The following is a 21510-nucleotide window of genomic DNA, read 5'->3' on the forward strand; positions in this document are numbered from 1 at the left end:
ACGGGATGACACGCTTCGCGTTCGGCCTCGACCCGGCGTGGCGGATACCGCTGCTGCTCTTCGGGGTGAGGCCCGGCAGGGCCTTCGCCGAGGTCCGCGAGGGTGAGTTCGCGGTCCGCTTCGGCTTCTGGTCGCTGCGCACGCCCCTGTCCAACGTCGCGGGCACCACCGTGACCGGCCCGTACGCGCCGTGGAAGGTGATCGGCCCGCACCTGTCGCTGGCCGACCGCGGGGTGACGTTCGGCACCAACGCCGGGCGGGGTGTGTGCGTCCGGTTCCACACCCCGGTGCCCGCTCTGGTGCCCGGCGGTCTTCTGACCCATCCGGGCGCAACCGTGACGGTCTCCGATCCCGAAGGACTGGTGGAAGCCCTCGAACGGTCACGCCGGACGTGAGCCGGACACATGACAGCGGGGCGTCCGGGTAAAGGACGCGTTCCAACCAAGGAGGGAAACATGACGGCCGAAGGACAGATGCCGGAGGAGACTTCGGCGAGCGGGAAGCCCATGGTCGCGGGCACCCCGCGTGACGTCGTCCACATTCGCCTGGGCTCGTTCGCCCTCATAGCGGTGATCGGCCTCGGGGTGCTCGGTGTCGTGGCCGGGATCACCTGGCTCACCGTCGCGATGGCCGTGCTGGCCGTGATCGCGATCGGGGACATCGTCCTGGCGTTGCGCCGGCAGTCACGTGCCGCTCCGGGCACGACGATGGAAGCGGGCTGAGCCACCGCGAACGCCCTCGGGGCGCGCTCCCACGCGTCCCCCGCAGGCATACTTCCGGCGCCGGCCGGGGCGGAGACGGGCCGCCCTCACGATCTCCCGTACGACATAAGGACGACGTCCCGTACGGCATCAAACGAGGGCGGCCCGTCCCGCTGCAAGACGAGGCGAGCACCTCGCGGATGACGTTCCCGTACGACGGAGGGCGTACGCGAGAAGCCATCCGGTGGAGGACGGCCAGGTGAGCGGCCCCGGCCAGAGTGGAACGGACACCACGACGATCCCGTCCCGCTCCCGCCGGGCCGCCTCGCCGGTTCTCCCGCACCCCAGGCCCCTGGCGGCCCGCGCGGCAGGGGCCGGTACGCGGCGCGGCACGTGCCCGGAAGGCGCCCATGCTTACGACCGCCCCCTCCGACGACCGCACCGCACGGCGTACCGCTCGCCGCCCCGCGCCGGTCATGTCGCCCCCGGTCCGCAAGACCGTCCTGACCCTGCACGTGGTGATCTCGGTCGGCTGGCTCGGACTCGACCTGGGGCTGCTCTGCCTCGGGATCACCGCCCTGACGACCGGGGATCCGGAGATGCTGCGAGCCTCCTACCTGGCCATGGACGTCTTCGGTGACGTGCTGATCGTCCCGTTGAGCCTCGGCGCGTTGCTGACCGGCGTCCTGCTCTGCCTGGGCACGCCGTGGGGATTCCTCAGGTACCGCTGGGTGCTGATCAAGCTGGTGACCACGCTCGCCGCGGTCGCCGCGTCCGTGCTCGCGCTGCGCCCCCACATCGAGACGGCCGCCACCGCGGTGTCGAAGACCCTTCCCGCGGAGCTGCTCTCCCTGGATCTCGACGGCGTGGACCGCGTCCTGGTCGTCGCGCCGAGCGTCGCGCTCGCCCTCTACGTGCTCAACACGGCGCTCTCGGTCTTCAAGCCGTTCGGCCGGACGGCGTACGGACGGCGGCGAGCGGCCCGGCCTGATCGCGTGGCCGGGCCGCGACCGGCGACGGCACCCCCGTCACCGTGACGGCGAACGGCGCCGGGCGTGGTCGGCCACGCCCGGCGCCGTCATGCCCGGCCATTACCGTGTTCTACCGTTTTCCGGCTTACCAGATGCGGTAGACGACAGGATTGTAGAAAGACTGGAAACCGAAAGGAACGAAGTTGTTGTAGAGACCGAACGGCGAATAGCGGGGGTAGAAACCGAAGGGGTTGAACGGGTCGAAGCTGCTGCTGCCGGCGGTCGCCGGGAGTGCCGACAGGGAGGCGACCTGCTGGGGCGCCGCGCTTGCGCCGGCGGGCTGGACCGCCATCGTCATGCCGACGACCAGGGTGGATGCCACCAAGGTGCCGGCGGCGAGAGCATGCTTGAACATGAGGAATCACTCCGTGTCTGATGGTTGAACCCGGCGTGCCGCCAGGGCTTACAGGGCGCCGAACAGATTTCCAGGAAATATGCTGAATCGACGTCACGTAAGACGCTAGTTCAGAGCCATAAGGACTTTCACCCCAGAAAGGACAAAGCCTTGGTCCGGGATCGTCGCCGGAAATGACCGGAAAGGAAAGGCGGGGGTTACACCGGAGTGGAGATCACCCACCCGTTTCCGCCGGGGACCCGCGCCCCGTCCACCACACCGTCTGCCGCCCCGCCCGTGGCACCACTTGTCGCGCCACTTGTCGCCTCGCCTATGACACCGCCTCTCGCCCCGCCCGCGGCATCGCCTGCCGTAACCGCCTATCCCCCTCCCTCCCGTCCCGGACGGCGCGCGGTCCGGCGCACCGGCAGCCGGAACCGGCCGGTCCACCCCAGCCGGTCCAGCAGATAGGCCACGCCGCGCGCGGTGTAGGAGACCTGGAACCTCTCCGCGATCAGCGCGGCGACGCGCTCGGTGGTCCAACGGCTGTCGTCCCAGCCGTGGGCGGCGGCGCCCTCCTCCAGGGCCTCCTCCAGCCGCGCGAGTTGCTCGTCGGTGAGCTTGCGGCCGCTGCCGGACCCCTTGGAGACCAGCGCCTCCCTGCCGCCCCGCCGCCAGAGCGCGTACCACTCGTAGGCGGACTTGCGGGTGATTCCCAGCAGCCGGGCCACCCTCGCCGGCGCGATCTCCCCCGCGAACATGTCCGCCGCCCGGAACCGCAGCCTCTCGCGCCTCTCCCGCTCCTGCGCGGACAGCCCGCCACCCCTGTCTGAATATCTCATACTTTAAGGCTCTCACCTGGGCAAACGGGATCTAACAGGCACCCACCCCGTGTCACCCCGGCGCTTCCCGGCCGGGACCGGAGAGACGGATCCGGCGCGGACTCAGAGGCCGGGCCGTTTCGCGAGACGGGGCAGGAGGGCGAGGGCGTTGTCCCGGTGGATGCCCGCCCTGGTGGCCTCGTCCATGGGATGGCCGTCGAGGAGACCGTCGAAGTAGCCGACGGCGAGCTCCGGGGCGAAGGGCGAGTCACTGCCGTAGAGGACGTGGCCCGGCTTGCCGAAGGCGAGCAGGCTGGGCAGCGCGGCCGGCGAGCCGGACAGGGCGGTGTCGAAGTGGAAGGAGCTCAGCTCGTCCAGGATCTGGCCGGGGTCGCGGCCGGTCTCGGCGAAGACGGTGACGGCGATCCGGTGGGCGGCGTAGGGGATGAACCCCCCGGCGTGCGCGAGGACGAACCGGATGCCGGGGAAGCGGCGGGGGACGTCGTTGCGTACCAGGAGGGCGCCGGCCCGGGTGGTGTCGAGCAGGAAGTCGACGGCGAAGGGCGGGAGGCCGGGCACCGGCGAGGCGGGAAGCTCGGCGGGATGCACGAACACCACGGCGTGGCGGCGGTCCAGCTCGGCCATGAGCGGGTCGAACGCCGGGTCGCCGAGGTAGGTGCCCCGGCTGTTGGCGAGCAGGACGACGCCGTCGGCGCCCAGCTCGTCCAGCGCGTGGACGGCCTCGGCGACGGCGCCGTCCACGTCCGGCAGGGTGAGCGTGGCGAACAGGCCGAACCGGTCCGGGTGGTCCCTGACCAGCTCGGCGCCCAGCTCGTTGAAGACGCGGGCCTTCTCGCGGGCCGTCGCCCTGGCACGGGCGTCATCGCCGATCCGGACGCCGGGGAAGGTGAGCGACAGGATCCCGGTGGCGATCCCGTGCCGGTCCATGAACGCCAGCGCCTCGGCCGGGCTCCAGGCGGGCAGGTCGTGGCCGGCGGGGGCCGGCATCCCCTCCGCGCGCAGCCAGCGCGCGTACTCCTCGGGGACGAAGTGCTGGTGGACGTCGACGCGTCGCGGGTCGGTCATGGTCACCTCGTGGTCTCGAAGGCCGGACGGCCCCGGCCCCTGTCCCGTACGGGCATCAGCCTGGTCCAGGTGTCGTCGAGCCGGTAGAACCGCTGCCTGCGTGTCCTCGTCGCGGCGCTGGCCAGGACGATCCCGTCCGGCCGGACCAGGGCGCTGTCGGCGCCCGCCCGCGCCAGCCAGCGGGCCAGCTCCCCCTCGGCCCGGACGGTCCGGGCGTCGCACAGGGAGGCGACGGCCGCCAGCTCGGGCACGAGCGGCCCGCGGTGCAGCAGGGCGAAGGAGCCGCCGATCAGGTCGTCGAGCCGGCGCGCCTCCCCGTCGACGACGACCCGGGGCTGGGGGCAGAGGGCTCCGGCGAGCGGGTCGCGGGCACGGCGCACCAGGGGCCCGCCGGGGAGGCGGGGCAGCGCCGTACCGGCGAGGCGGGCCTGCAGGCCGGGAAGGCGGCGGCTCGCGACGGCGGCCAGCCTGCGGGCGAGCCCGGCCGGGGGAAGCCGCGAGGTCATGATCCAGCCGACGGTGACGGCGATGCCGATGACGTTCCTGACGTGCGCGGCCCGCTCGGCCTGGTACGTGTCCAGCAGCCGCTCGTCGGCGCCGCCGGTGAGGACGAGGGCGAGCTTCCAGCACAGGTTCGCGGCGTCGCGCAGCCCCGACCCCATGCCCTGCCCGATGAACGGCGGGGTCAGGTGGGCGGCGTCGCCGAGCAGGAACACCCGTCCCCGCCGCCAGCGGTCGGCCACCTTGGCCCGGAAGGTGTACTCGGCCTGCCGGAGGATCTCCAGCTCGCCGAAGGCGACGTCGCCGAGCCACGGGGACAGCAGGGTCTCCAGACCGGGCAACGGGTGACGGCCGATCTGGAACTCCCAGCGGTGGCGGTCCTCGCCGACGCGCATGTAGGTCGCGGCGGCGCCGGGGGCGCAGAGCTGGTGGACGCCGTTCCAGTGCCGCAGGGGGCGGGGGCTGCGGGCGTCGACGACCAGCCACCGTTCGGCGAACCGGCCGCCCCGCAGGGTGGCGCCGATGGCGGTGCGCACCGTGCTGCCGGCGCCGTCGCAGCCCAGGACCGCGGCCGACCAGATCCGGGACCGCCGCCCGGTGGCGGTGTCCAGGACCGAGACCCGGACGGGACCGGGGCCGCCGGCGACGTTCTCGACCTCCTCCACCAGCGTGCCCGGCCGGAACTCGACGGCGGGCAGGGTGGCGAGGTTCGCGCGCAGCAGGCGCTCCAGCTCGGGCTGGTCGAACATGTTGGCCTGCGGCCAGCCGTGGTCGCCGACCGGCCGGTCCCGGCGGAACTCCGCGATCGTGGACAGGTCGGGGCCGACCAGCCGCAGCCCCTCGGCGGGCATGCTGATGCCCAGGAACTCCTCGGCGACGCCGACGTTCTGCAGGATGCGCAGCACCTCGTCGTCCAGGTGGACGGCGCGGGGCAGCGGGTAGGGCTCGGGGTGCCGCTCGCAGACGACGCTGGGGACGCCGTGGCGGGCCAGGAGCGCCGCGGCGGTCATGCCGGTCGGGCCCGCGCCGACGATGACGACGGGCAACATCCCGGCCCCGGGGCCGCCGGTCATGGCGGGGTCGTCCGTCGTGGCGGGGTCGTCCGTCGTGGCGGGGCCGGTCACGACGGAACCGGTGCCGGGCTCGGCGGCGGGTTCAATGGCGGGCTCAGTGGCGGGCGGGCCGCCTGGACGGTCGTGACCTGGGTCCCGAGGTCGAGCAGGCCGTCGCCGCTGTAGACGCGGGCGCTGATCCGGTCGCCGGGCCGCAGGTAGCGGGGGTTCCTGGCCTGCCGCGCGAAGAACGTCCGCCACTTCACCTCGGGCGGCAGCAGGGCGCCGACCTTCTCCACGAGCGGGGACGGGGCCTTGAGCGCGGTCCCGCCCGGGGTGCCGGTGAGCAGCAGGTCACCGGGGAGCAGGGTCTGGAAGCGCGCGAGCAGGGTGAGCGCCCGCGCCGGTTTGACGATCATGTCGTCCCAGGTGGAGTCCTGCCGGGTCTGCCCGTTGACCGCGAGGGTCAGCCGCAGGTCCGGCAGTCGGGCGAAGTCCTCGGGGTCCAGCAGGGTCAGGTGCGGGCCGAGCGGGGTGAACGTCGGGTACGACTTGCTCTCGTAGAACTGCCCCTTGCTCAGCTGGACGTCGCGGGCGGAGACGTCGTTGGCGACCACGAGCCCGGCGACCAGGCGCGGCAGGTCGGACTCGGTCACGGTGGCGCCGACGGGCAGGGGCGCGCCGAGGACCAGCCCGATCTCGACCTCGTAGTCCAGCAGGCCGACGTGGGAGGGAACCTCGATGGGGTCGTACGGGCCGCTCACCGAGCCCGAGGACTTGCGGAAGAACGTCGGCGGCACCCTGCCGGGGTCCATGCCGGAGTCGCGGGCGTGGGAGCGGTAGTTGACCATCTGCGCGACGACCCGGCAGGGGGCCGTGACCGGCGACAGCGGGCGCAGCCCGCTCACCGGCACCCCGCCGGAGCCGTGCCGGGCCCTCTCCAGGGCGGGGCGGTCGGCGAGCAGCTCGGCCGTGGTGGTGGCGGACGTGGGCACCCGGGTGGCCTCGCCGTCGTTCTCCACCCACCAGCCGTCCCGGGTCCGCAGTACGTTGACGCTCATCTGCTCATCGCCTTCATCAGGCCGACCAGGCGGCCGGGGTCGATCTCGTTGTCGGCCCGCAGCGCGCTCAGCACGTCGCGCAGCAGGGCGGGTGAGGGGCTGGAACCGAGGAAGTCACGGGTGGCCGGCGGCCCCCACTGGGCCAGGCCGCTCGCCGACATCGCGGCCCAGCCCGGCTCGACGGCGCTGTCGAAGAGGTCGCCGTCGGTGAAGTGCTCGACCATCAGCCGGTCGGGATCGCGCCAGTAGTCGAAGATCTGGCTGCCCTGGACATGGCGGCCGATCCCCCAGGAGCGCCGGTAGCCGCGGCTCTTGAGGTACTCCCCGCCCGCGGCGAGCGCGTCCAGGTCCGCGACCTGGTAGGCGGAGTGCACGTATCCGGTGCCGGGGCCCAGGTGCATGGCGAGGGTGTGGTGGTCGGCCGGCTCGGTGCCGCGGTCGCAGCGGACGAACGCCATGGTGGGTCCGCGATCCCGTCGGCCGTCCAGGTACAGGAAGTCGCTGACGATCATCCCGAGGGTCTCCAGGTACCAGTCCAGGGCCCTGCCGAAGCGCGGGGTCTGCAGGACGACGTGGCCGAGCCGCTCCACCCTGGCCGGCTCGCGGGCCGGTCGCTGGGTGAGATTGATCCGCGCTATGTCCCGCCCCCGGTTGAACGGCAGGGGCCGCTGCCCGTCGAGGGCGGGCAGTTCCTCGGCCCCGTGGACGACCCGCACCGGGAGCCCGCTCGGGTCGACCAGGTCGACCGCCCGCCCGCCGCCGGGCGTGTCCAGGTCGCGTACCCGGCCCCCGGTGGCGGCGGCGAGCCGGGTCAGGTCGGCGGGTTCGGCGGCGCGGAAGGCCGGGCCGACGAACCGGGACACCGGCCCCTTCCTGACCACCAGGCAGTGACTGCCGGGCAGGGTGCCGCGCAGGTGGAGCGCGGAGCCGGTACGCGCGGCCACGGTGAACCCGAAGTCGGTGAGGAACGTCTCGGCGCGCCTCAGGTCGGTCTTGACGAACTCCAGCCAGGCCAGGTCGGCGACCTTGATCACCGGGTTGGCCGCACGGCCGGGATGCTCGCGGCGGGTCCCGCCGTGCTCGCTGTGCAGGCCGCTGTGCACGTCATGGGTCATGGTCGGTTTCCTTCTTCGGGGCGGCTCGCGCCGTGGACGCGTTCGACGGTGACCCGCCGAAGATGGCGGCCATGTGCGTCCGCCCTCCTTGGCGGGTCACCTCCGATTGAACGGGGACGACCACCGGACCGGCTTGGGCCGGGAAACCAGAAGACGACGCCGCGACTGGTCGCCGCGCCCAAACCGCCCGAGCCGTACGAGCCATCCGAGACGCTCAGGACACCCAGGACGACCGGGAACACTCAAAGCACTCAAAGCACTCAAGGCACTCAGGACGCCTGAGTCACTCAAGTCGCCGGAGCGCTCAGGGCACCCAGGCCGCTCAGGGCGTTCAAGGTGCTCAGGGCAGGGTGGGGGCGATCTCCAAGGCGAGTCGTATCTCCAGCGGGTCGTCGCCGATCGGGCGGCCGAGGATCTCCTCGGCCGCGCGTACCCGGTAGACGACGGTGTTGCGGGCGATGTGCAGCAGCCCGGCGGTCCGCTGCGGGCTCCGGCCGCAGGCCAGGTAGACGCGCAGCGTCTCGCGCAACTCCCCCGAGCGCGCGTCGCCGCCCAGGAGCCTTCCCAGGGTCTCCTCGGCGAACCAGCGGGCCTGCTCGGCGTCGGCGGTGATCAGCGCCGGCACCCTGTTCTCCGCGTAGTCGGCCAGCCAGCCCGCGCGGCCCACCCGGGCGGCCTCCCGCGCGCCGAGGTGACTGCGCCGTACCCCCGCCGGGCCGGGGGAGACGGGTCCGGCCGCGGCCGTCAGGCCCTCCGGGGGCTCCAGCCGGTGGCGAAGGCCGGAGATCAGCCCGGCCGGAGGGTGCGCGGCCCAGCCCGCCCACACCCAGGCCTCGCGTGGATCGGCCCTGACCACCAGCAGACCCTGCGATCCGGTGGCCTGCCCGAGCGTCTCGGCGAACCGCTGGACCGCCTCGGAGGGGGTGTCCGGGCCGGTGGCCGAGACCACGAAGGCGCGGTGGCGGTGGCGCAGCTCGTACCCCAGAGTCCGCGAGGACTTCTCGGCCGCCACGGCGCGCCCGGCCAGCAGGTCGTCGATGATCCGGCGGCGGGCGGCGGCGCTGCCGGCCCGCCAGCGCTCCCGCTCGGCGATGTACTCCTCGGCCAGCCGGCTGGCCTGCACGTCGGCGTAGGTGAACAGCGACTCGGTCACCCGGCGGCCCTCGGCGGCCCGGACCTCCTCCGGCTCCGCCTCCAGCGCCTCGATCAGCGCCCGGTGCAGCATCGCGTGGCCGAGCCGCACCCCGCGCAGCACCCGGTCCAGCGCGATGCCGCGCCGGGCGTGCTCGGCGTCGCCCTCCACCGCGGCCGGTGCCACGAGGTCCGGGGTGGGCGGCACCTCGCGCAGCAGCCCGTCCAGAGCGGTCAGCACCGTCGCCTCGATCGACCTGCGCAGCGTCTCGAACGGAGCCGGCCCCCCGCCGTGCTCGGGCACCTGCTCGATGACCTCCTCGGTCATCCGGTGGGCGAGCTCCACCGCCCAGCCGACCGGGCCTGGCCCGAGGCGCGCGTCCGCCGCCGCCAGCACCGCGGAGGGGGAGGCGGGCTCCGGCACCTCACCGCGCGGGGCGAGCCTGAGCAGCCAGGCGGCCGAGGGCACGTTCATCCCCCCAGTATCGGCCAGGGGCCTCTCCCCGGTCGCCGGGCGGAACACCGCGACCGCTCGCTCTCCCGGTGCCGGGCGAACGGGGTCTCTCCGCGATCTCCTCCCGGTCAGCGGGGCGCGGGGATCCTCGCGGCCGGGTGGGCGTTCAGGAACTCGTCCAGCACGAGGGTGGCGGCGCCGTGGGCCACCGCGTCGGGACCGAGGCGGCCCAGGACGATGGAGGTCGCCGCGTACGGCCGGGGCAGGGAGTTCTCCGCCGAGGCGGCGCGGATGTCGTCGAGCAGGTACCGGCCGAGCAGGAGCCCGAGCCAGCCGCCGATGACGATCCGCTCGGGGTTGATGAGGTTGATCAGGTTCGACAGGCCGACGCCCAGGTAGGTGACGGTCTCGGCGATCACCGGCGACCCGGACTCCACCAGGGCGGCCAGCTCGGCCTGCCAGTCGGCCGTCCGGGTGGGCACCCCGGCGCGGTCGAGGATGCCCTCGGCTCCGATGTAGGCCTCCAGACAGCCGCGCCCGCCGCACCGGCAGGTCCGGCCGTTCACCACTATCTTGGTGTGGCCCCACTCCCCCGCGCTGCTGCTCACGCCGCGGAAGGTCGTGTTGTCGGAGACGATGGCGGCCCCGACGCCGGAGCCGATCAGTACGATCACCGCGTCACCGGAACCGCGTCCCGCGCCGCCGCCCCCGCGCCCCGGAACACCTGGAACACCCGAACCGGCCGGACCACCAGAGCCCGCCTGACCGCCCGGAACGCCCGGAACGCCCGGAACGCCCAGGCCGGCCGGACCGGCCGGACCGTGCCCCGAGCTCCCGGAGCCGGGCCCGGCGCCCGTGACGCCGCGTGCCGTGACGCCGGAGCCGTGCCCCGGACCGGGACCGGGACCAGGGCCGCCGGAGCCGCGCGACGTGCCGTCGCGTCCCTGCGCGCCGCCGTGGCCACGGCGGCGGGGGTCGGGCCACAGCTCGGCGCGGCCCAGCGCCTTGGCGCCGTTCTCGACGAACAGCGGGAGCGTGGTGCCCGCGCGTAGGAGCGCTCCCATGGGGACGCCGTCCCAGCCGAAGGTCCTGGTGTGGATGAGCGCGTCGGGGCCGTCCTCGACGATGCCGGGCACGCCCACGCCCACGCCGAGGGTCTGGCGGGCCGGGACGCCCGCGTCGCCGAGGACGACCTCGACCCCGGCGAGGATGTGGCGCACCACGAGCTCGATCTGGTGCCCGGCGGGGCGCAGGGCGTACTCGACCCTGGCCAGCTCGTTCATCTCGAGGTCGAACAGCTCGACGCGCACGTGGGTCTCGGCGACGTCGACGCCGACCACGTGGCCGTACACGGGGTTGACCCGGAGGATGGCGCGGGGGCGGCCGCCGTCGGACTCGGCCTGCCCGGCCTCGACGACGATGTTCTCGGCGAGGAGGTCGCCCGTCATGCTGCTGACCGTGGCGGCGCTGAGGCCGGTGAGCCTGGTCAGCTCGTTGCGGGTCACGGGGCCGTTGAAGTACAGAGTCCGCAGCAGCATGGCCCGGTTGCCCTTGCGCACGTCGCGGACCGTCCTGCGCTCGGGCCTCACGATGGCCTACCTCCCCATGTCACGGCACATGGTAGTTGAGAATCGGACGATCCAGGATGGCCTGGTCGGCTCCCGCGGCCGGCCGAGGAGCGGCCGTGCGGTCGAGAATCGGATGCTCCCGGATGGCCCCTGCCCCACGGGTGACCTACGTCCGTCTTTCCTCCGTGTTACCAAAGCGTTTCTTAAGGGGACTGAACTTTTTTCACATCTTACATTATCGTCCGTTGCACCCCCCATCAGGAGGAAGAAATGATCAGGAGAGTCACAGGGGCTGCGGCCGGTATGGCACTGCTCGCCGGACTCGTCGCCTGCGGCGGCGACAACGGGACGGCCTCGGAGGCCACGACACTGACCTACTGGATGTTCCAGGACCGCACCCCGCAGGCGGGGGAGGTCGTCGAGAAGCTGCGCGCGGACTTCGAGAAGGCCAACAACGTCACCGTCAAAATCGTCAAGATCCCCAAGGACGACTACAACACCAAGCTGGGCAGCGCCGTCGCCGCCGGGACCGTCCCCGACGTCGGCATCCTGGACCAGCCGCTGGTCGCCAGGTACGCCCTGGACGGCACCATCAAGGAGGTGCCCGCCGGTACGGTCGACGAGAAGATCTACTACGAGGGCGCCCTCAACACCAACAAGGTGAACGACAAGCTCTACGGGCTGCCGCTCGACCACACCGCGGTGGCGCTCTTCTACAACAAGAAGCTGGTGCCGACGCCTCCCAAGACCTGGGACGAGCTCAAGGCGACGGCCGCGAAGATCCACCAGGCCGACCCGAAGATCGCGGGCATGGTCGTGCCGAAGGGTGACGGCTACGGCGGCTGGATGTGGCCGGGCTTCCTCGGCGCCGCCGGCGGCTCCCTCGTCGACGAGAAGAGCAAGAAGATCCTGTTCGACCAGCAGCCCGGAGTCGACGCGCTCCAGCTCTGGGTCGACCTGCTGCCCTCGTCGCCCCGGCAGATCACCGACTCGGACAAGCCCTTCGAGAACGGCCTCGCCGGAATGATGATCTCCGGCCCGTGGGACGTGGCCACCATCAAGGCCGACTTCCCCGACCTGGAGTTCAGCACCGCCCCGCTGCCGTACAAGACCGAGCCCTCCGGCAACATCGGCGGCGAGAACGCCGTGGTCTTCAGCAAGGGCAAGAACGCCGACCTGGCGTGGAAGTGGCTGACCTTCCTGACGAACGCCCAGAACAACACCACCCTGGCGCAGGCGCTGGGCGGCTTCCCGACGAACATCGAGGCGGCCGAGCGCGACGCGGCCACGTTCGGGCCCGACCAGGCGGCGTTCCTGGAGCAGCTCAAGGTCGCTCAGGCCAGGCCCGCCCTGCCGGAGTGGATCCAGATCAACGACGAGATCATCGCACCCGCCATCGAGTCGGCGCTGAGCGGCAAGGTCACCTCCCAGCAGGCACTGACCGAGGCCGCGGACAAGACGCGCGCGCTGCTCAAGTGGAACGGCTAACGCGAAAGCGAGGCAAACGTGGCATCTCCGGTGCTGGCTAACAAGCCCGCCGTGACGCCTCCTCCCGGGCGGCGGCGCCGTCGCCCGGGGTTCGGGCGACGCGACCACGTCATCGGGTGGCTGCTGATCGCCCCCGCGGTGATCTACTTCGTCATCTTCCTGCTCTACCCCGCCCTGGCGGCCCTCTACTACAGCTTCACCGACTGGAACCTGCGGACGGCGCCGAACTGGGTGGGCCTGGCCAACTACACCGACCTGCTGTTCGACGACGTGAAGTATCCGCACTTCTGGAAGTCGGTCCAGGTCACCCTGCAGTACACGCTGATCGCGGTGCCGCTCACGCTGGGCACCGCGCTCGTCCAGGCGCTGCTGATCAACGCGATCCGCCGGGGTTCCAACCTGTTCCGGCTGCTGCTCTTCCTGCCGGTCGTGACCGCCGAGGCGGCCGTGGGCGCCATCTGGCGGTGGCTCTACGACCCGCAGTACGGCCTGGTCAACACCCTGATCGGAATCTTCGGCATCCCGCCGCAGAACTGGCTCAACACCCCGGACCTGGTCATCCCGGCGCTGTCGTTCATCGCCGCCTGGCAGTGCGGCATCTCGATGATCATCTATCTCGCCGGGCTGAAGGGCATCCCCGACTCGATCCGCGAGGCCGCGATCATCGACGGCGCGGGGCCCGTGCAGCGGTTCTGGAAGATCGTCGTGCCGATGCTGCGGCCCACCACCTTCTACCTGCTGGTCACCGGCGTGATCGCGGCGCTCCAGGTCTTCGGCCTGGTGTACGTGATCTTCTCGGGCGGCGGCGGCAGGAGCGTCACCGGCGGCCCCGAGCAGGCGGGCCTGACCTACGTCCTGCACCTGTACCTGTTCGCGTTCCGTTACGACGCGATGGGCGCGGCCTGCGCGATGTCGTTCATCCTGTTCGTCTTCATCATGATCATTACTGCGCTGCAGTTCAAGTTCGTCAAGCAGGAGGCGTCGTGAAGGCCGCGAGGAAAGTACGGCTCGCGCCCATCTACATCGCGCTGGTGCTGCTGGCCCTGGTGTCGGTCGTCCCGTTCCTGTGGATGCTGGCGACCTCGTTCAAGCACGGCTCGGACGTCTACACCAAGGTGCCCAGCCTGCTGCCGCTCGACCGCAAGACCGGCGAGTTCTCCCCCACGCTGGAGAACTACGACCACGTCCTGCAGGTCAGCGGGCTGGGCCAGGCGTTCGTCAACAGCGTCTGGGTCTGCCTGATCCTGGTCCCGGCCAAGCTCCTCGTGGACGCGCTGGCCGCCTACGCCTTCGCCAGGATCCCCTTCCCCGGCCGGGACAAGCTGTTCGTCGTCCTGCTCGCGGGCATGATGGTCCCCACGATCACACTGCTGGTGCCGCGCATCCACGTCACCCAGGCGCTCGGCATGTTCGACTCCGGGTGGGGGCTGATCCTGCCCAACGTGGCCTCGGTGCTCGACATCTTCCTGCTGCGACAGTTCTTCATGTCGCTGCCCTCCGAGCTGGAGGAGGCGGCGCGCATCGACGGCGCGGGGCGGATGCAGATCTTCTGGCGCATCATCATCCCGCTGTCGAAGCCGGTGCTGGCGGTCGTGACGATCACCAGTTTCATCTTCCACTGGAACGACCTGGTCTGGCCGCTGGTGGTGCTCAACGACCCCGAGCTCTACACGCTACCGCTGGCCCTGCAGCAGCTGGCCAGCAGCGAGTCCGGGCGGTCGTACTACATCATGGCGGGCGCGACCCTCGCGGTCGTCCCGGTCATCGTGGTGCTGCTGATCTTCCAGCGCCGCATCATGCAGGGGATCGCGTTCACCGGGCTCAAGAGTTGACCTCTCCGCCGGGCACGGGCGGGGCGCCGTACGACCGCGAGGACCCACCGGCCGCGAGCCGGACGACGCGCGGCCGTGAGGGTTCGCCGGGCAGGAGCTGGGCGGCGCTCGGCCGCGAGGACCCGCCGGGTGCGGGCGGTGCGACGCGCGGCCGTGAGGCTCCGCTGGATACGGGCAGGGCGATGCACGGCCGTGAGGATCCGCCAGGTACGGGCGGGACGATGCGTGGCCGTGAGGACATGCGCCGGCTCGTGGCCGAGCTGGTCGAGCCGCTGGTCCCCCGCTTCAGCCCCGGGCGGGCGCGCCTGCGGCTCGGGGCGAACGCGGCCCTCTACGGCGACGAGGCCGCCGAGCTGGAGGCGTTCGCCCGCCCGCTGTGGGGGCTCGCCCCGCTCGCGGCCGGAGGGGGGTCCTTCGGGCACTGGGAGCTGTGGCGGCGCGGTCTCGCCGCCGGGACCGACCCCGGGCACGGGGAGTACTGGGGGGCGGCGACCGACGTCGACCAGCGGCTGGTGGAGACCGCCGCGATCGGTCTGGCCCTCGCCCTCGCCCCCGAGGCCGTGTGGGACCCGCTGAGCGGCGCGGAGCGGGACAATCTCGCGGCCTGGCTGCTCCACGCGATGACCCGGGAGACCGCCGACAACAACTGGCGGTTCTTCCCCGTGCTGGTGGGGCTCGGGCTGGACCGGGTCGGGGTGCGCTTCGACCCCGGGCCCAACCGGGCCCGGCTGGAGCGCCTGGAGTCCTTCGCCCTGGGCGGCGGCTGGTACAGCGACGGCCCCACCGCGCAGCGCGACTACTACGTCCCCTTCGCGATGCACTTCTACGGCCTGGTCTACGCCGCCCTCTCCGGCGACCGCGACCCCGGCCGGACGGAGCGCCTGCGCGGGCGGGCGGCGGAGTTCGCGCTCGACTTCCAGCACTGGTTCACCTCGGACGGGGCCGCCGTGCCCTTCGGCCGGAGCCTGACCTACCGCTTCGCGCAGGGGGCCTTCTGGGGCGCCCTGGGCTTCGCGGGGGTCGAGGCCCTGCCCTGGGGGGAGGTGCGGGGCCACCTGATGCGGCACCTGCGCTGGTGGCTGCGGCGGCCGCTCCGCGACGCCTCGGGCCTGCTGACCCTGGGGTACGGCTACGCCCAGCCCGCCCTCGCCGAGCAGTACAACGCCCCCGGCTCCCCGTACTGGGCGATGAAGGCGTTCCTGCCGCTCGCGCTCGCCGACGACCATCCCTTCTGGGCGGCGGGCGAGGAGCCCGCGCGGGAGCTCCCCGAGACCAGCGTGCAGCCCGAGGCCGGTGTCGCGCTGATGCGGTGCGAGGAGGGCCGTCAGGTCGTCATGCTGAGCGCGGCGCAGCACAACACGTGGGTGCGGCACGGCCCGGCGAAGTACGCAAAGTTCGCCTACTCGACGTCCTTCGGGTTCAGCGTGCCCGCCGGTTCGTGGGGGCTGGAGCAGGGCGCCTTCGACGGCACCCTGGCCCTGAGCGACGACGGGACGCACTGGCGGCCCTGCGAGACGCCCGGGGACTTCTCCGCGCGCGACGGCCTGCTCCACGCCCGGTGGGCGCCGTGGCCGGACGTGGAGGTCGACACCTGGCTGCTCCCCCGCTCCCCGTGGCACGTGCGGGTACACCGCGTACGGTCGGGGCGGGGGCTGCTGTCGGCCGAGGGGGCGTTCGCGGTCGACCGCGATCCCGTCGCGCACCGCGTCGCCGAGGGGCCGGGACACGCCCGCCTCGACTCCCCCGCCGGGCTGTGCGTGATCGAGGACCTCGGCGCGACGCGGGCCGGTGAGCTGGTCCGTCCCCTGCCGGGGACGAACGTCGTCGTCCCGCGTACGGTCATCCCCACGCTGCGCGGCGAGCACGAGCCGGGCGAGCACTGGCTGGCCTGCGCGGTCCTCGGCCTGTCCGGTTCCAGCCCTTCCGGCTCCGGGCTGTCCGGCCCTGGCCTGTCCGGTTCTAGCGTGCCCGGCTCTGGCGTGCCCGGCTCCGGTCCGTCCGGTTCCGGGCTTTCCGGATCAAGGCTGGACGGCTCCGGCGCCGGGGTGGCCGTGGACTGGCCGGAACCGCCCGGCCTGGAGGGCGTCCTGGCGCTCCTCCCCGGCGGACACCCCTTCCGGCCCGGCTGACCGGCGCCACCCGGTCCGCGTACGAAAAGGTGTCGAACTAGGTCAGAATGGGAATTTCCTCCCAGAGTCACCTATTTCCCCCGGCGGCGCTCTTGATCGAGAGAGCGCCACGACGACCGGAAGGCCGAGCGGGGCGCCGCGTCGTCACGACGACCCGCGAGCGCCGCGCGCCGACCGCGCGGGCCGGTCGGGTCTCCGGATGCCCAGCGGGAGGAGGCGACCGTGAGGTCCTTCACAGACGGCACGTTGCCCTCGGACGATGTCGTCGTCGCGGCCCTGCGCGCCGGGGATGAGGCGATGTTCACGGCACTGCTGGACACCTGGTCGCGAGGGATGCTGTGGCTGGCCCGCGCGCACGTGTCCACCAACGACTCGGCGGAGGAGGTCGTGCAGGACACCTGGCTGGCGGTGATCCGGGGCATCGAGTCCTTCGAGGGCCGCTCGTCGGTGAAGACCTGGGTCTACCGGATCCTGGTCAACACCGCCAGGAGGCGAGGAGTGCGCGAGAACCGCACGGTCCCCTGGAGCAGCGCCTTCGAGCAGGAGAGGCAGACCGTCGACCGCTCGTGTTTCCAGGGGACGGGCGATCCCTTCCCGGGACACTGGAAGGATTTTCCGGCCGCCTGGCCGACCCCGGAGAGCGAGGTGCTCGCCGCCGAGGTACGCGACCGGATCGCCGCCGCCCTGGCCGAACTGCCGCTCAGGCAGCGCACCGTGATCACGCTCCGCGACGTCGAGGGGTGCACCTCCGAGGAGGTCTGCGAGATCCTGGAGATCTCCGCCGCCAACCAGCGCGTCCTGCTGCACCGCGCCCGGACGACCGTGCGCGGGCGGCTTGAGGATTACTTCGAGACGGCGAGGCGTCCGGCTTAGCGCGGGCGGCGCGCCAGGTCAGGCCACGGGTTCGGTCACAGGTTCGGTCACGGATTCGGTTACAGGGTCAGGTTGCCGGGATGGTGAGGTGGTCACGGTTGTGAAGCGGTTCAGCTGCGAGGAGGCGGTGGAACTCGTCACCGCCTTCCTGGAGGGCGAGCTGGACGGGCCCACCCGGCATCGGTTCGAGGAGCACCTGGGCGGCTGCGAGGGCTGCGAGCGCTACCTCGGCCAGTTCCGCGTCACCGTCGAGGCCCTCGGCTGCCTCCGGCCCGCCACCGAGGCCACCGACACCACCAAGGCCACCAAGGCCACCAAGGCCACCAAGGCCACCGAGGCCACCGAGGCCGACAAGGCCGACGGGGCCGACGACCCGGGCCACGACACCGCCGACCCCGCCGACACCGCCGACGCCACCGGCAGCACCGACGCCGACGGCGCTCCCGGCGCTCCCGGCGTGACCTCCGAAACCTCCGAGACCCCCGAGGACTCCGAGGCTCCCGACGTCGCCTCCGGCCCGTCGCGGCCGGGAAGCCTGCCGGAGGCCACGCGCGACCGGCTGCTGGCCGCCTTCCGCGCCAGACGGCCCCACTGACCGGCGGAGACGCCACCTCCCGGAAAACCGTCCCGCTCCGGCCGAACCGCCTCTCACCGGGGCGGCCCGTCCCTCCGGACTCCCGGTAACGCCAGAGCGTAACGCCTGGACGCCTCGCGACTCTATAAATCCGTACACATCTGGATATATCGGCCGAAAGGGGATGGGGATGACCGGCCTGGCGACCGAGGACACACTCATCCGGAACGCCTCGGATGTGGAGACCTTCGCGCGACGCTGCTTCCTCGGCTCTCCCGGCGACCGGGTGGGGATCGAGCTGGAGTTCCTGGTCTTCGACCGTACGGCCCCCGCCCGGCAGGTCCCGATGGCCAGGATCGCCGACGCCCTGCCCCCGCTGCCCGGTGGCAGCCTGGTGACCTTCGAACCGGGAGGCCAGCTGGAGCTCTCCGGGCCGCCCGGCTCGCTGCCGGACGCGATCGCCCTCCTCACCGCCGACGTGAACGCCGTGCGCCGGGCGCTGCGGGACGCCGGCCTGGCGCTGGGCGGGGTGGGCCTCGACCCGCTGCGCCCGGCCAGGCGGCAGCTGCGGCTGCCCAGATACGAGGTGATGGCGCGGTTCCTCGGCACGCCGTACGGCTCGCTGATGATGTGCTCGACGGCGTCGATCCAGGTCAATCTGGACCTGGGCGAGCGGCCCGCGGTGCGGTGGGAACGCGCCCACCTGCTGGGGCCCGTCCTCGTGGCGGCCTTCGCGAACTCGCCGCTCAGCGAGGGCCGGCCGTGCGGGTGGATGTCGGGGCGCCAGGCGGTGTGGGAGCGGCTCGACCCCACCCGGACGGCCGCCGTCCCGGCGAGCGCCGACCCCGGCGCCGCCTGGGCCGAGTACCTGCTCGACGCCCGTCTCATGGCCGTGCGCGACACCACCGGGAACACCGGGAACGGGAACGGCGCGGAGCCGTACCGCCCGGTCCTCGACGGCTCGACCTTCCGCGACCGGCTGGCCTCGTCCGGGCACCCGCCGACCCTGGCGGACCTGAACTACCACGCCACGACGCTCTTCCCGCCCGTACGGCCGCGCGGCTGGCTGGAGATCCGCTACCTCGACGCCCAGCACCCGGCGAGCTGGCCGGTGTGCGCGGCGGTGACCCACGCCCTGGTGACGGACGACCGCGCGGCCGACGCGGCGCTGGCCGCGGCGGGACCGTGCGCGGAGATGTGGTCGGCGGCGGCACGCCACGGCCTGTCGGACCCCCTGCTGCGCAGGGCCGCAGGCGCCTGTTTCCGTGCCGCCCTCTCGGCGCTGCCCCGGCTGGGGGCGGCCCCGTCCCTGGTCTGCGAGGTCGCCGCGTTCGCCGACCGCCACGTGACACCCGGCCGCGCCCCGGCCGCGGACCTGCTGGACCTGGCGAGAGGACCGGGAGGGCGCCTGCCGGACTGGCTGGCCGAGGAAGGACGGATCTGAGTCCTTCCCGGAACCGGCCGGGCACGGGATCGGGCCGGGCACGGGATCGGGCCGGGCACGGGATCGGGCCGGGCACGGGATCGGGCCGGGCACGGGATCGGGCCGGGCACGGGATCGGGCCGGAAAACCCGGGTCTCCACGCTGGAGGTATCTGATGAGCGACTTCAAGGAACGGATCGCCGCCGAGCTGACCGCCGCGCGGAACCGCTCCACCGCCTACACCGACGCCGAGGACGACCTGCTGGTCACGCAGCACTCGCCGCTGATGTCGCCGCTGGTGTGGGATCTCGCCCACGTGGGCAACTACGAGGAACTGTGGGTGCTGCGGGAGGTCGGCGGGATCACCCCGCTCCGCCCGGAGATCGACGACCTGTACGACGCGTTCAAGCACCCGCGCGCGGACCGCCCGTCCCTGCCCATCCTGGGGCCGGTGGAGGCGCGCCACTACATCGAGGGCGTGCGCGGCCGGGTGCTGGACGTCCTGGACACGGTCGACCTGCACGACCCCGACCCCCTGCGGCGGTACGGCTTCGTCTTCGGCCTGGTGATCCAGCACGAGCACCAGCACGACGAGACGATGCTCGCCACCCTGCAGCTGTCGGGGCGGCCTGGCCTGGTCCGCGACGGCGAGCTGCCGCCCGGCGGGTCCTGGCGGACACGGGGCGCCGACGAGGTGTTCGTCCCGGCGGGCCCCTTCATGATGGGCACCGACACCCAGCCGTGGGCCTACGACAACGAGCGCCCCGCCCACCGGCTCGACCTGCCCGGCTACTGGATCGACAGGCTGCCCGTCGGCAACCGCGCGTACGCGGACTTCATCGAGGACGGCGGCTACGACGACCCCCGCTGGTGGGCCCCGGACGGCCTGCGCTGGCTGCGGCGGACCCGCGCCTTCGCCCCGCTGTTCTGGACCAGGGACGGCGACACCTGGTGGCGTACCCGCTTCGGCAGGACCGAGCCCGTCCCCATGGACGAGCCCGTGCAGCACGTGTGCTGGTACGAGGCCGACGCCTACGCCCGGTGGGCGGGGAGGCGGCTGCCCACCGAGGCCGAGTGGGAGAAGGCCTGCGGCTGGGACGCCGATGCTGGGCGGTCGCGCACGTATCCGTGGGGCGACGACGTCCCCGGGCCCGGCATGGCGAACCTCGGGCACCGGGCGGCACGGCCCGCGCCGCTCGGCGCCTTCCCCTCGGGAGCGAGCCCCTGCGGCGCCGAGCAGATGATCGGGGACGTGTGGGAGTGGACCGGTTCGTGGTTCCTGCCCCACCCCGGCTTCCGCAGCTTCCCCTACCGCGAGTACAGCGAGGTGTTCTTCGGCGCGAACTACCGGGTGCTGCGCGGCGGGTCCTGGGCGTCCGACCCGGCGGTGGTCCGCACCACGTTCAGGAACTGGGACCGCCCGGCCCGCAGGCAGATCTTCTCCGGCTTCCGGTGCGCCCGCTCGGCCTCCCCCGAGCGGTCCCCCGAACACTCCTCCGAGTACTCTCAGGGCCACTCCCCGGGACGCTCGACAGGGCATTCGGGACACCCGGCGGAGAACTCACCGAGACGTTCCCCGGGACGATCCCCAGGACGCTCGCCGGGGCGAGAGTAGATGTGCCGCCACGCGTCCTGGCTGGGTGCTCCCCGCGCCCTCGCCTCACTGATCCACGAGCCGGTCCACGGCCTGCTCCGGCAGTCCCACACCCCGCGCCTGCAGCGCCACGGCACGATCAACGCCGACGGCTTCGGCATGGGCTGGTACGACGCCGCGAGCGCGGAGCCGGTCCGCTACCGCCGGGCGATCCCCGCCTGGACGGACGCCAACCTGGCGGGCCTCGCGCGGACCGCCCGCTCCGGCTGCATGCTGGCCGCCGTACGGTCGGCCAGCGCCGGGATGCCGGTCGAGGAGACCGCGACCGCGCCCTTCACCGACGGGCCGTGGCTGCTCAGCCACAACGGCCGCGTCGCGCGGGAGGCGGTCAGGGAGCTCGCCGACGACGCGGAGAGCTCCTGCGACTCCGCGTGGCTCGCCGCAGCGGTGTTCCTCCGGCGGCGGGCGGGCGATCCGCTCGGCGAGGCCCTCGCGGAGATCGTCACCCGCGCCGGGCTGAAGGACCCCCGCGCCCGCCTGAACCTGCTCGCCTGCGACGGTACGTCGATCGCCGCGACCGCCTGGGGCGACACGCTCTTCGTCCGTCTCGACGGCCACCCGCACGGCGGCGTGCTCGTGGCGAGCGAGCCGCTGGACGACCGGCCCGGCTGGCAGGCCGTACCGGACCACACCCTGGTCCTCGCCTCACCCGACGGGGTGCGCGTCCAGCCCCTGTGAGCGG

The 21510-nt window shown here is 72.8% G+C and carries 19 protein-coding genes and 1 pseudogene; 12 read left to right on the plus strand and 8 right to left on the minus strand.

Translation table 11 applies throughout. The annotated features are described in order from the left end of the window. The first annotated feature begins 5 nt into the window (after nt 1-5). The 3 genes from ABT053_RS00095 to ABT053_RS00105 all read left to right on the plus strand — a co-directional run bounded on the left by ABT053_RS00095 (nt 6) and on the right by ABT053_RS00105 (nt 1738). A complete protein-coding gene (locus tag ABT053_RS00095) occupies nt 6-395 on the plus strand; it encodes a hypothetical protein (protein WP_350966562.1) in 390 nt (129 codons plus the stop codon). 60 nt (nt 396-455) lie between these two features. Further along, on the plus strand, nt 456-722 hold the full coding sequence (locus ABT053_RS00100; protein WP_350966563.1) for a hypothetical protein: 267 nt from the start codon (nt 456-458) through the stop codon (nt 720-722). A 389-nt stretch (nt 723-1111) separates the two neighbouring features. Continuing rightward, on the plus strand, nt 1112-1738 hold the full coding sequence (locus ABT053_RS00105; RefSeq protein ID WP_350966564.1) for a hypothetical protein: 627 nt from the start codon (nt 1112-1114) through the stop codon (nt 1736-1738). A gap of 79 nt (nt 1739-1817) precedes the next feature. Here the strand turns inward: ABT053_RS00105 and ABT053_RS00110 are convergent, their stop codons facing one another. The 8 genes and pseudogenes from ABT053_RS00110 to ABT053_RS00145 form a co-directional block, all read right to left on the minus strand. Beyond that, entirely contained in the window at nt 1818-2087 is a 270-nt protein-coding gene (locus ABT053_RS00110; RefSeq protein WP_350966565.1) for a hypothetical protein, read from the minus strand. Nucleotides 2088-2470: 383 nt separating this feature from the next. Then, nucleotides 2471-2908: pseudogene (locus ABT053_RS00115) on the minus strand (winged helix-turn-helix domain-containing protein); the annotation flags it as partial. A 102-nt stretch (nt 2909-3010) separates the two neighbouring features. Further along, on the minus strand, nt 3011-3973 hold the full coding sequence (locus ABT053_RS00120) for an amidohydrolase family protein (protein ID WP_350966567.1): 963 nt from the start codon (nt 3971-3973) through the stop codon (nt 3011-3013). A gap of 2 nt (nt 3974-3975) precedes the next feature. Then, entirely contained in the window at nt 3976-5598 is a 1623-nt protein-coding gene (locus ABT053_RS00125) for a bifunctional 3-(3-hydroxy-phenyl)propionate/3-hydroxycinnamic acid hydroxylase (RefSeq protein ID WP_350966568.1), read from the minus strand. Beyond that, nucleotides 5595-6587: a fumarylacetoacetate hydrolase family protein gene (locus ABT053_RS00130; protein ID WP_350966569.1), complete on the minus strand. Its 993-nt coding sequence runs from the start codon at nt 6585-6587 to the stop codon at nt 5595-5597. Before ABT053_RS00130 ends, ABT053_RS00125 begins: the two co-directional genes overlap by 4 nt. After that, entirely contained in the window at nt 6584-7702 is a 1119-nt protein-coding gene (locus ABT053_RS00135; protein WP_350966570.1) for a VOC family protein, read from the minus strand. The genes ABT053_RS00130 and ABT053_RS00135 overlap by 4 nt, the downstream gene beginning before the upstream one ends. A gap of 340 nt (nt 7703-8042) precedes the next feature. Continuing rightward, complete coding sequence (locus ABT053_RS00140; protein ID WP_350966571.1) at nt 8043-9308, minus strand: PucR family transcriptional regulator; 1266 nt, start codon at nt 9306-9308, stop codon at nt 8043-8045. A gap of 107 nt (nt 9309-9415) precedes the next feature. Then, the gene (locus tag ABT053_RS00145; RefSeq protein ID WP_350966572.1) at nt 9416-10876 is read right to left on the minus strand and encodes an ROK family protein; all 1461 of its coding nucleotides are present in this window, start codon (nt 10874-10876) and stop codon (nt 9416-9418) included. A gap of 249 nt (nt 10877-11125) precedes the next feature. Here ABT053_RS00145 and ABT053_RS00150 point away from each other — a divergent pair, with 249 nt between their 5' ends. The 9 genes from ABT053_RS00150 (at nt 11126) to egtC (ending at nt 21506) form a co-directional block, all read left to right on the plus strand. Beyond that, the gene (locus ABT053_RS00150) at nt 11126-12343 is read left to right on the plus strand and encodes an ABC transporter substrate-binding protein (RefSeq protein WP_350966573.1); all 1218 of its coding nucleotides are present in this window, start codon (nt 11126-11128) and stop codon (nt 12341-12343) included. A 51-nt stretch (nt 12344-12394) separates the two neighbouring features. After that, nucleotides 12395-13330 (plus strand): carbohydrate ABC transporter permease, encoded by a 936-nt coding sequence (locus tag ABT053_RS00155; protein ID WP_350966574.1) that lies wholly within the window; start codon nt 12395-12397, stop codon nt 13328-13330. Further along, a complete protein-coding gene (locus ABT053_RS00160; protein WP_350966575.1) occupies nt 13327-14175 on the plus strand; it encodes a carbohydrate ABC transporter permease in 849 nt (282 codons plus the stop codon). Before ABT053_RS00155 ends, ABT053_RS00160 begins: the two co-directional genes overlap by 4 nt. Before the next feature lie 221 nt (nt 14176-14396). Beyond that, a complete protein-coding gene (locus ABT053_RS00165) occupies nt 14397-16304 on the plus strand; it encodes a DUF2264 domain-containing protein (RefSeq protein WP_350966576.1) in 1908 nt (635 codons plus the stop codon). 222 nt (nt 16305-16526) lie between these two features. Further along, nucleotides 16527-17177 carry an RNA polymerase sigma factor gene (locus tag ABT053_RS00170; RefSeq protein WP_350966577.1) on the plus strand — a complete coding sequence of 217 codons (651 nt, stop codon included), beginning with the start codon at nt 16527-16529 and terminating at the stop codon, nt 17175-17177. A gap of 88 nt (nt 17178-17265) precedes the next feature. Continuing rightward, nucleotides 17266-17772 (plus strand): zf-HC2 domain-containing protein, encoded by a 507-nt coding sequence (locus ABT053_RS00175; RefSeq protein ID WP_350966578.1) that lies wholly within the window; start codon nt 17266-17268, stop codon nt 17770-17772. Between the two features lie 169 nt (nt 17773-17941). Further along, nucleotides 17942-19195, plus strand: a complete 1254-nt coding sequence (gene egtA / locus ABT053_RS00180; RefSeq protein WP_350966579.1) for an ergothioneine biosynthesis glutamate--cysteine ligase EgtA — start codon at nt 17942-17944, stop codon at nt 19193-19195. Nucleotides 19196-19349: 154 nt separating this feature from the next. Beyond that, on the plus strand, nt 19350-20789 hold the full coding sequence (egtB, locus tag ABT053_RS00185) for an ergothioneine biosynthesis protein EgtB (RefSeq protein ID WP_350966580.1): 1440 nt from the start codon (nt 19350-19352) through the stop codon (nt 20787-20789). Continuing rightward, the gene (egtC, locus tag ABT053_RS00190) at nt 20790-21506 is read left to right on the plus strand and encodes an ergothioneine biosynthesis protein EgtC (protein WP_350966581.1); all 717 of its coding nucleotides are present in this window, start codon (nt 20790-20792) and stop codon (nt 21504-21506) included. It abuts the gene before it with no gap. Nucleotides 21507-21510: the final 4 nt, after the last annotated feature.

Source organism: Streptosporangium sp. NPDC002524 (assembly GCF_040295985.1).
Taxonomy (GTDB): Bacteria; Actinomycetota; Actinomycetes; order Streptosporangiales; family Streptosporangiaceae; genus Streptosporangium.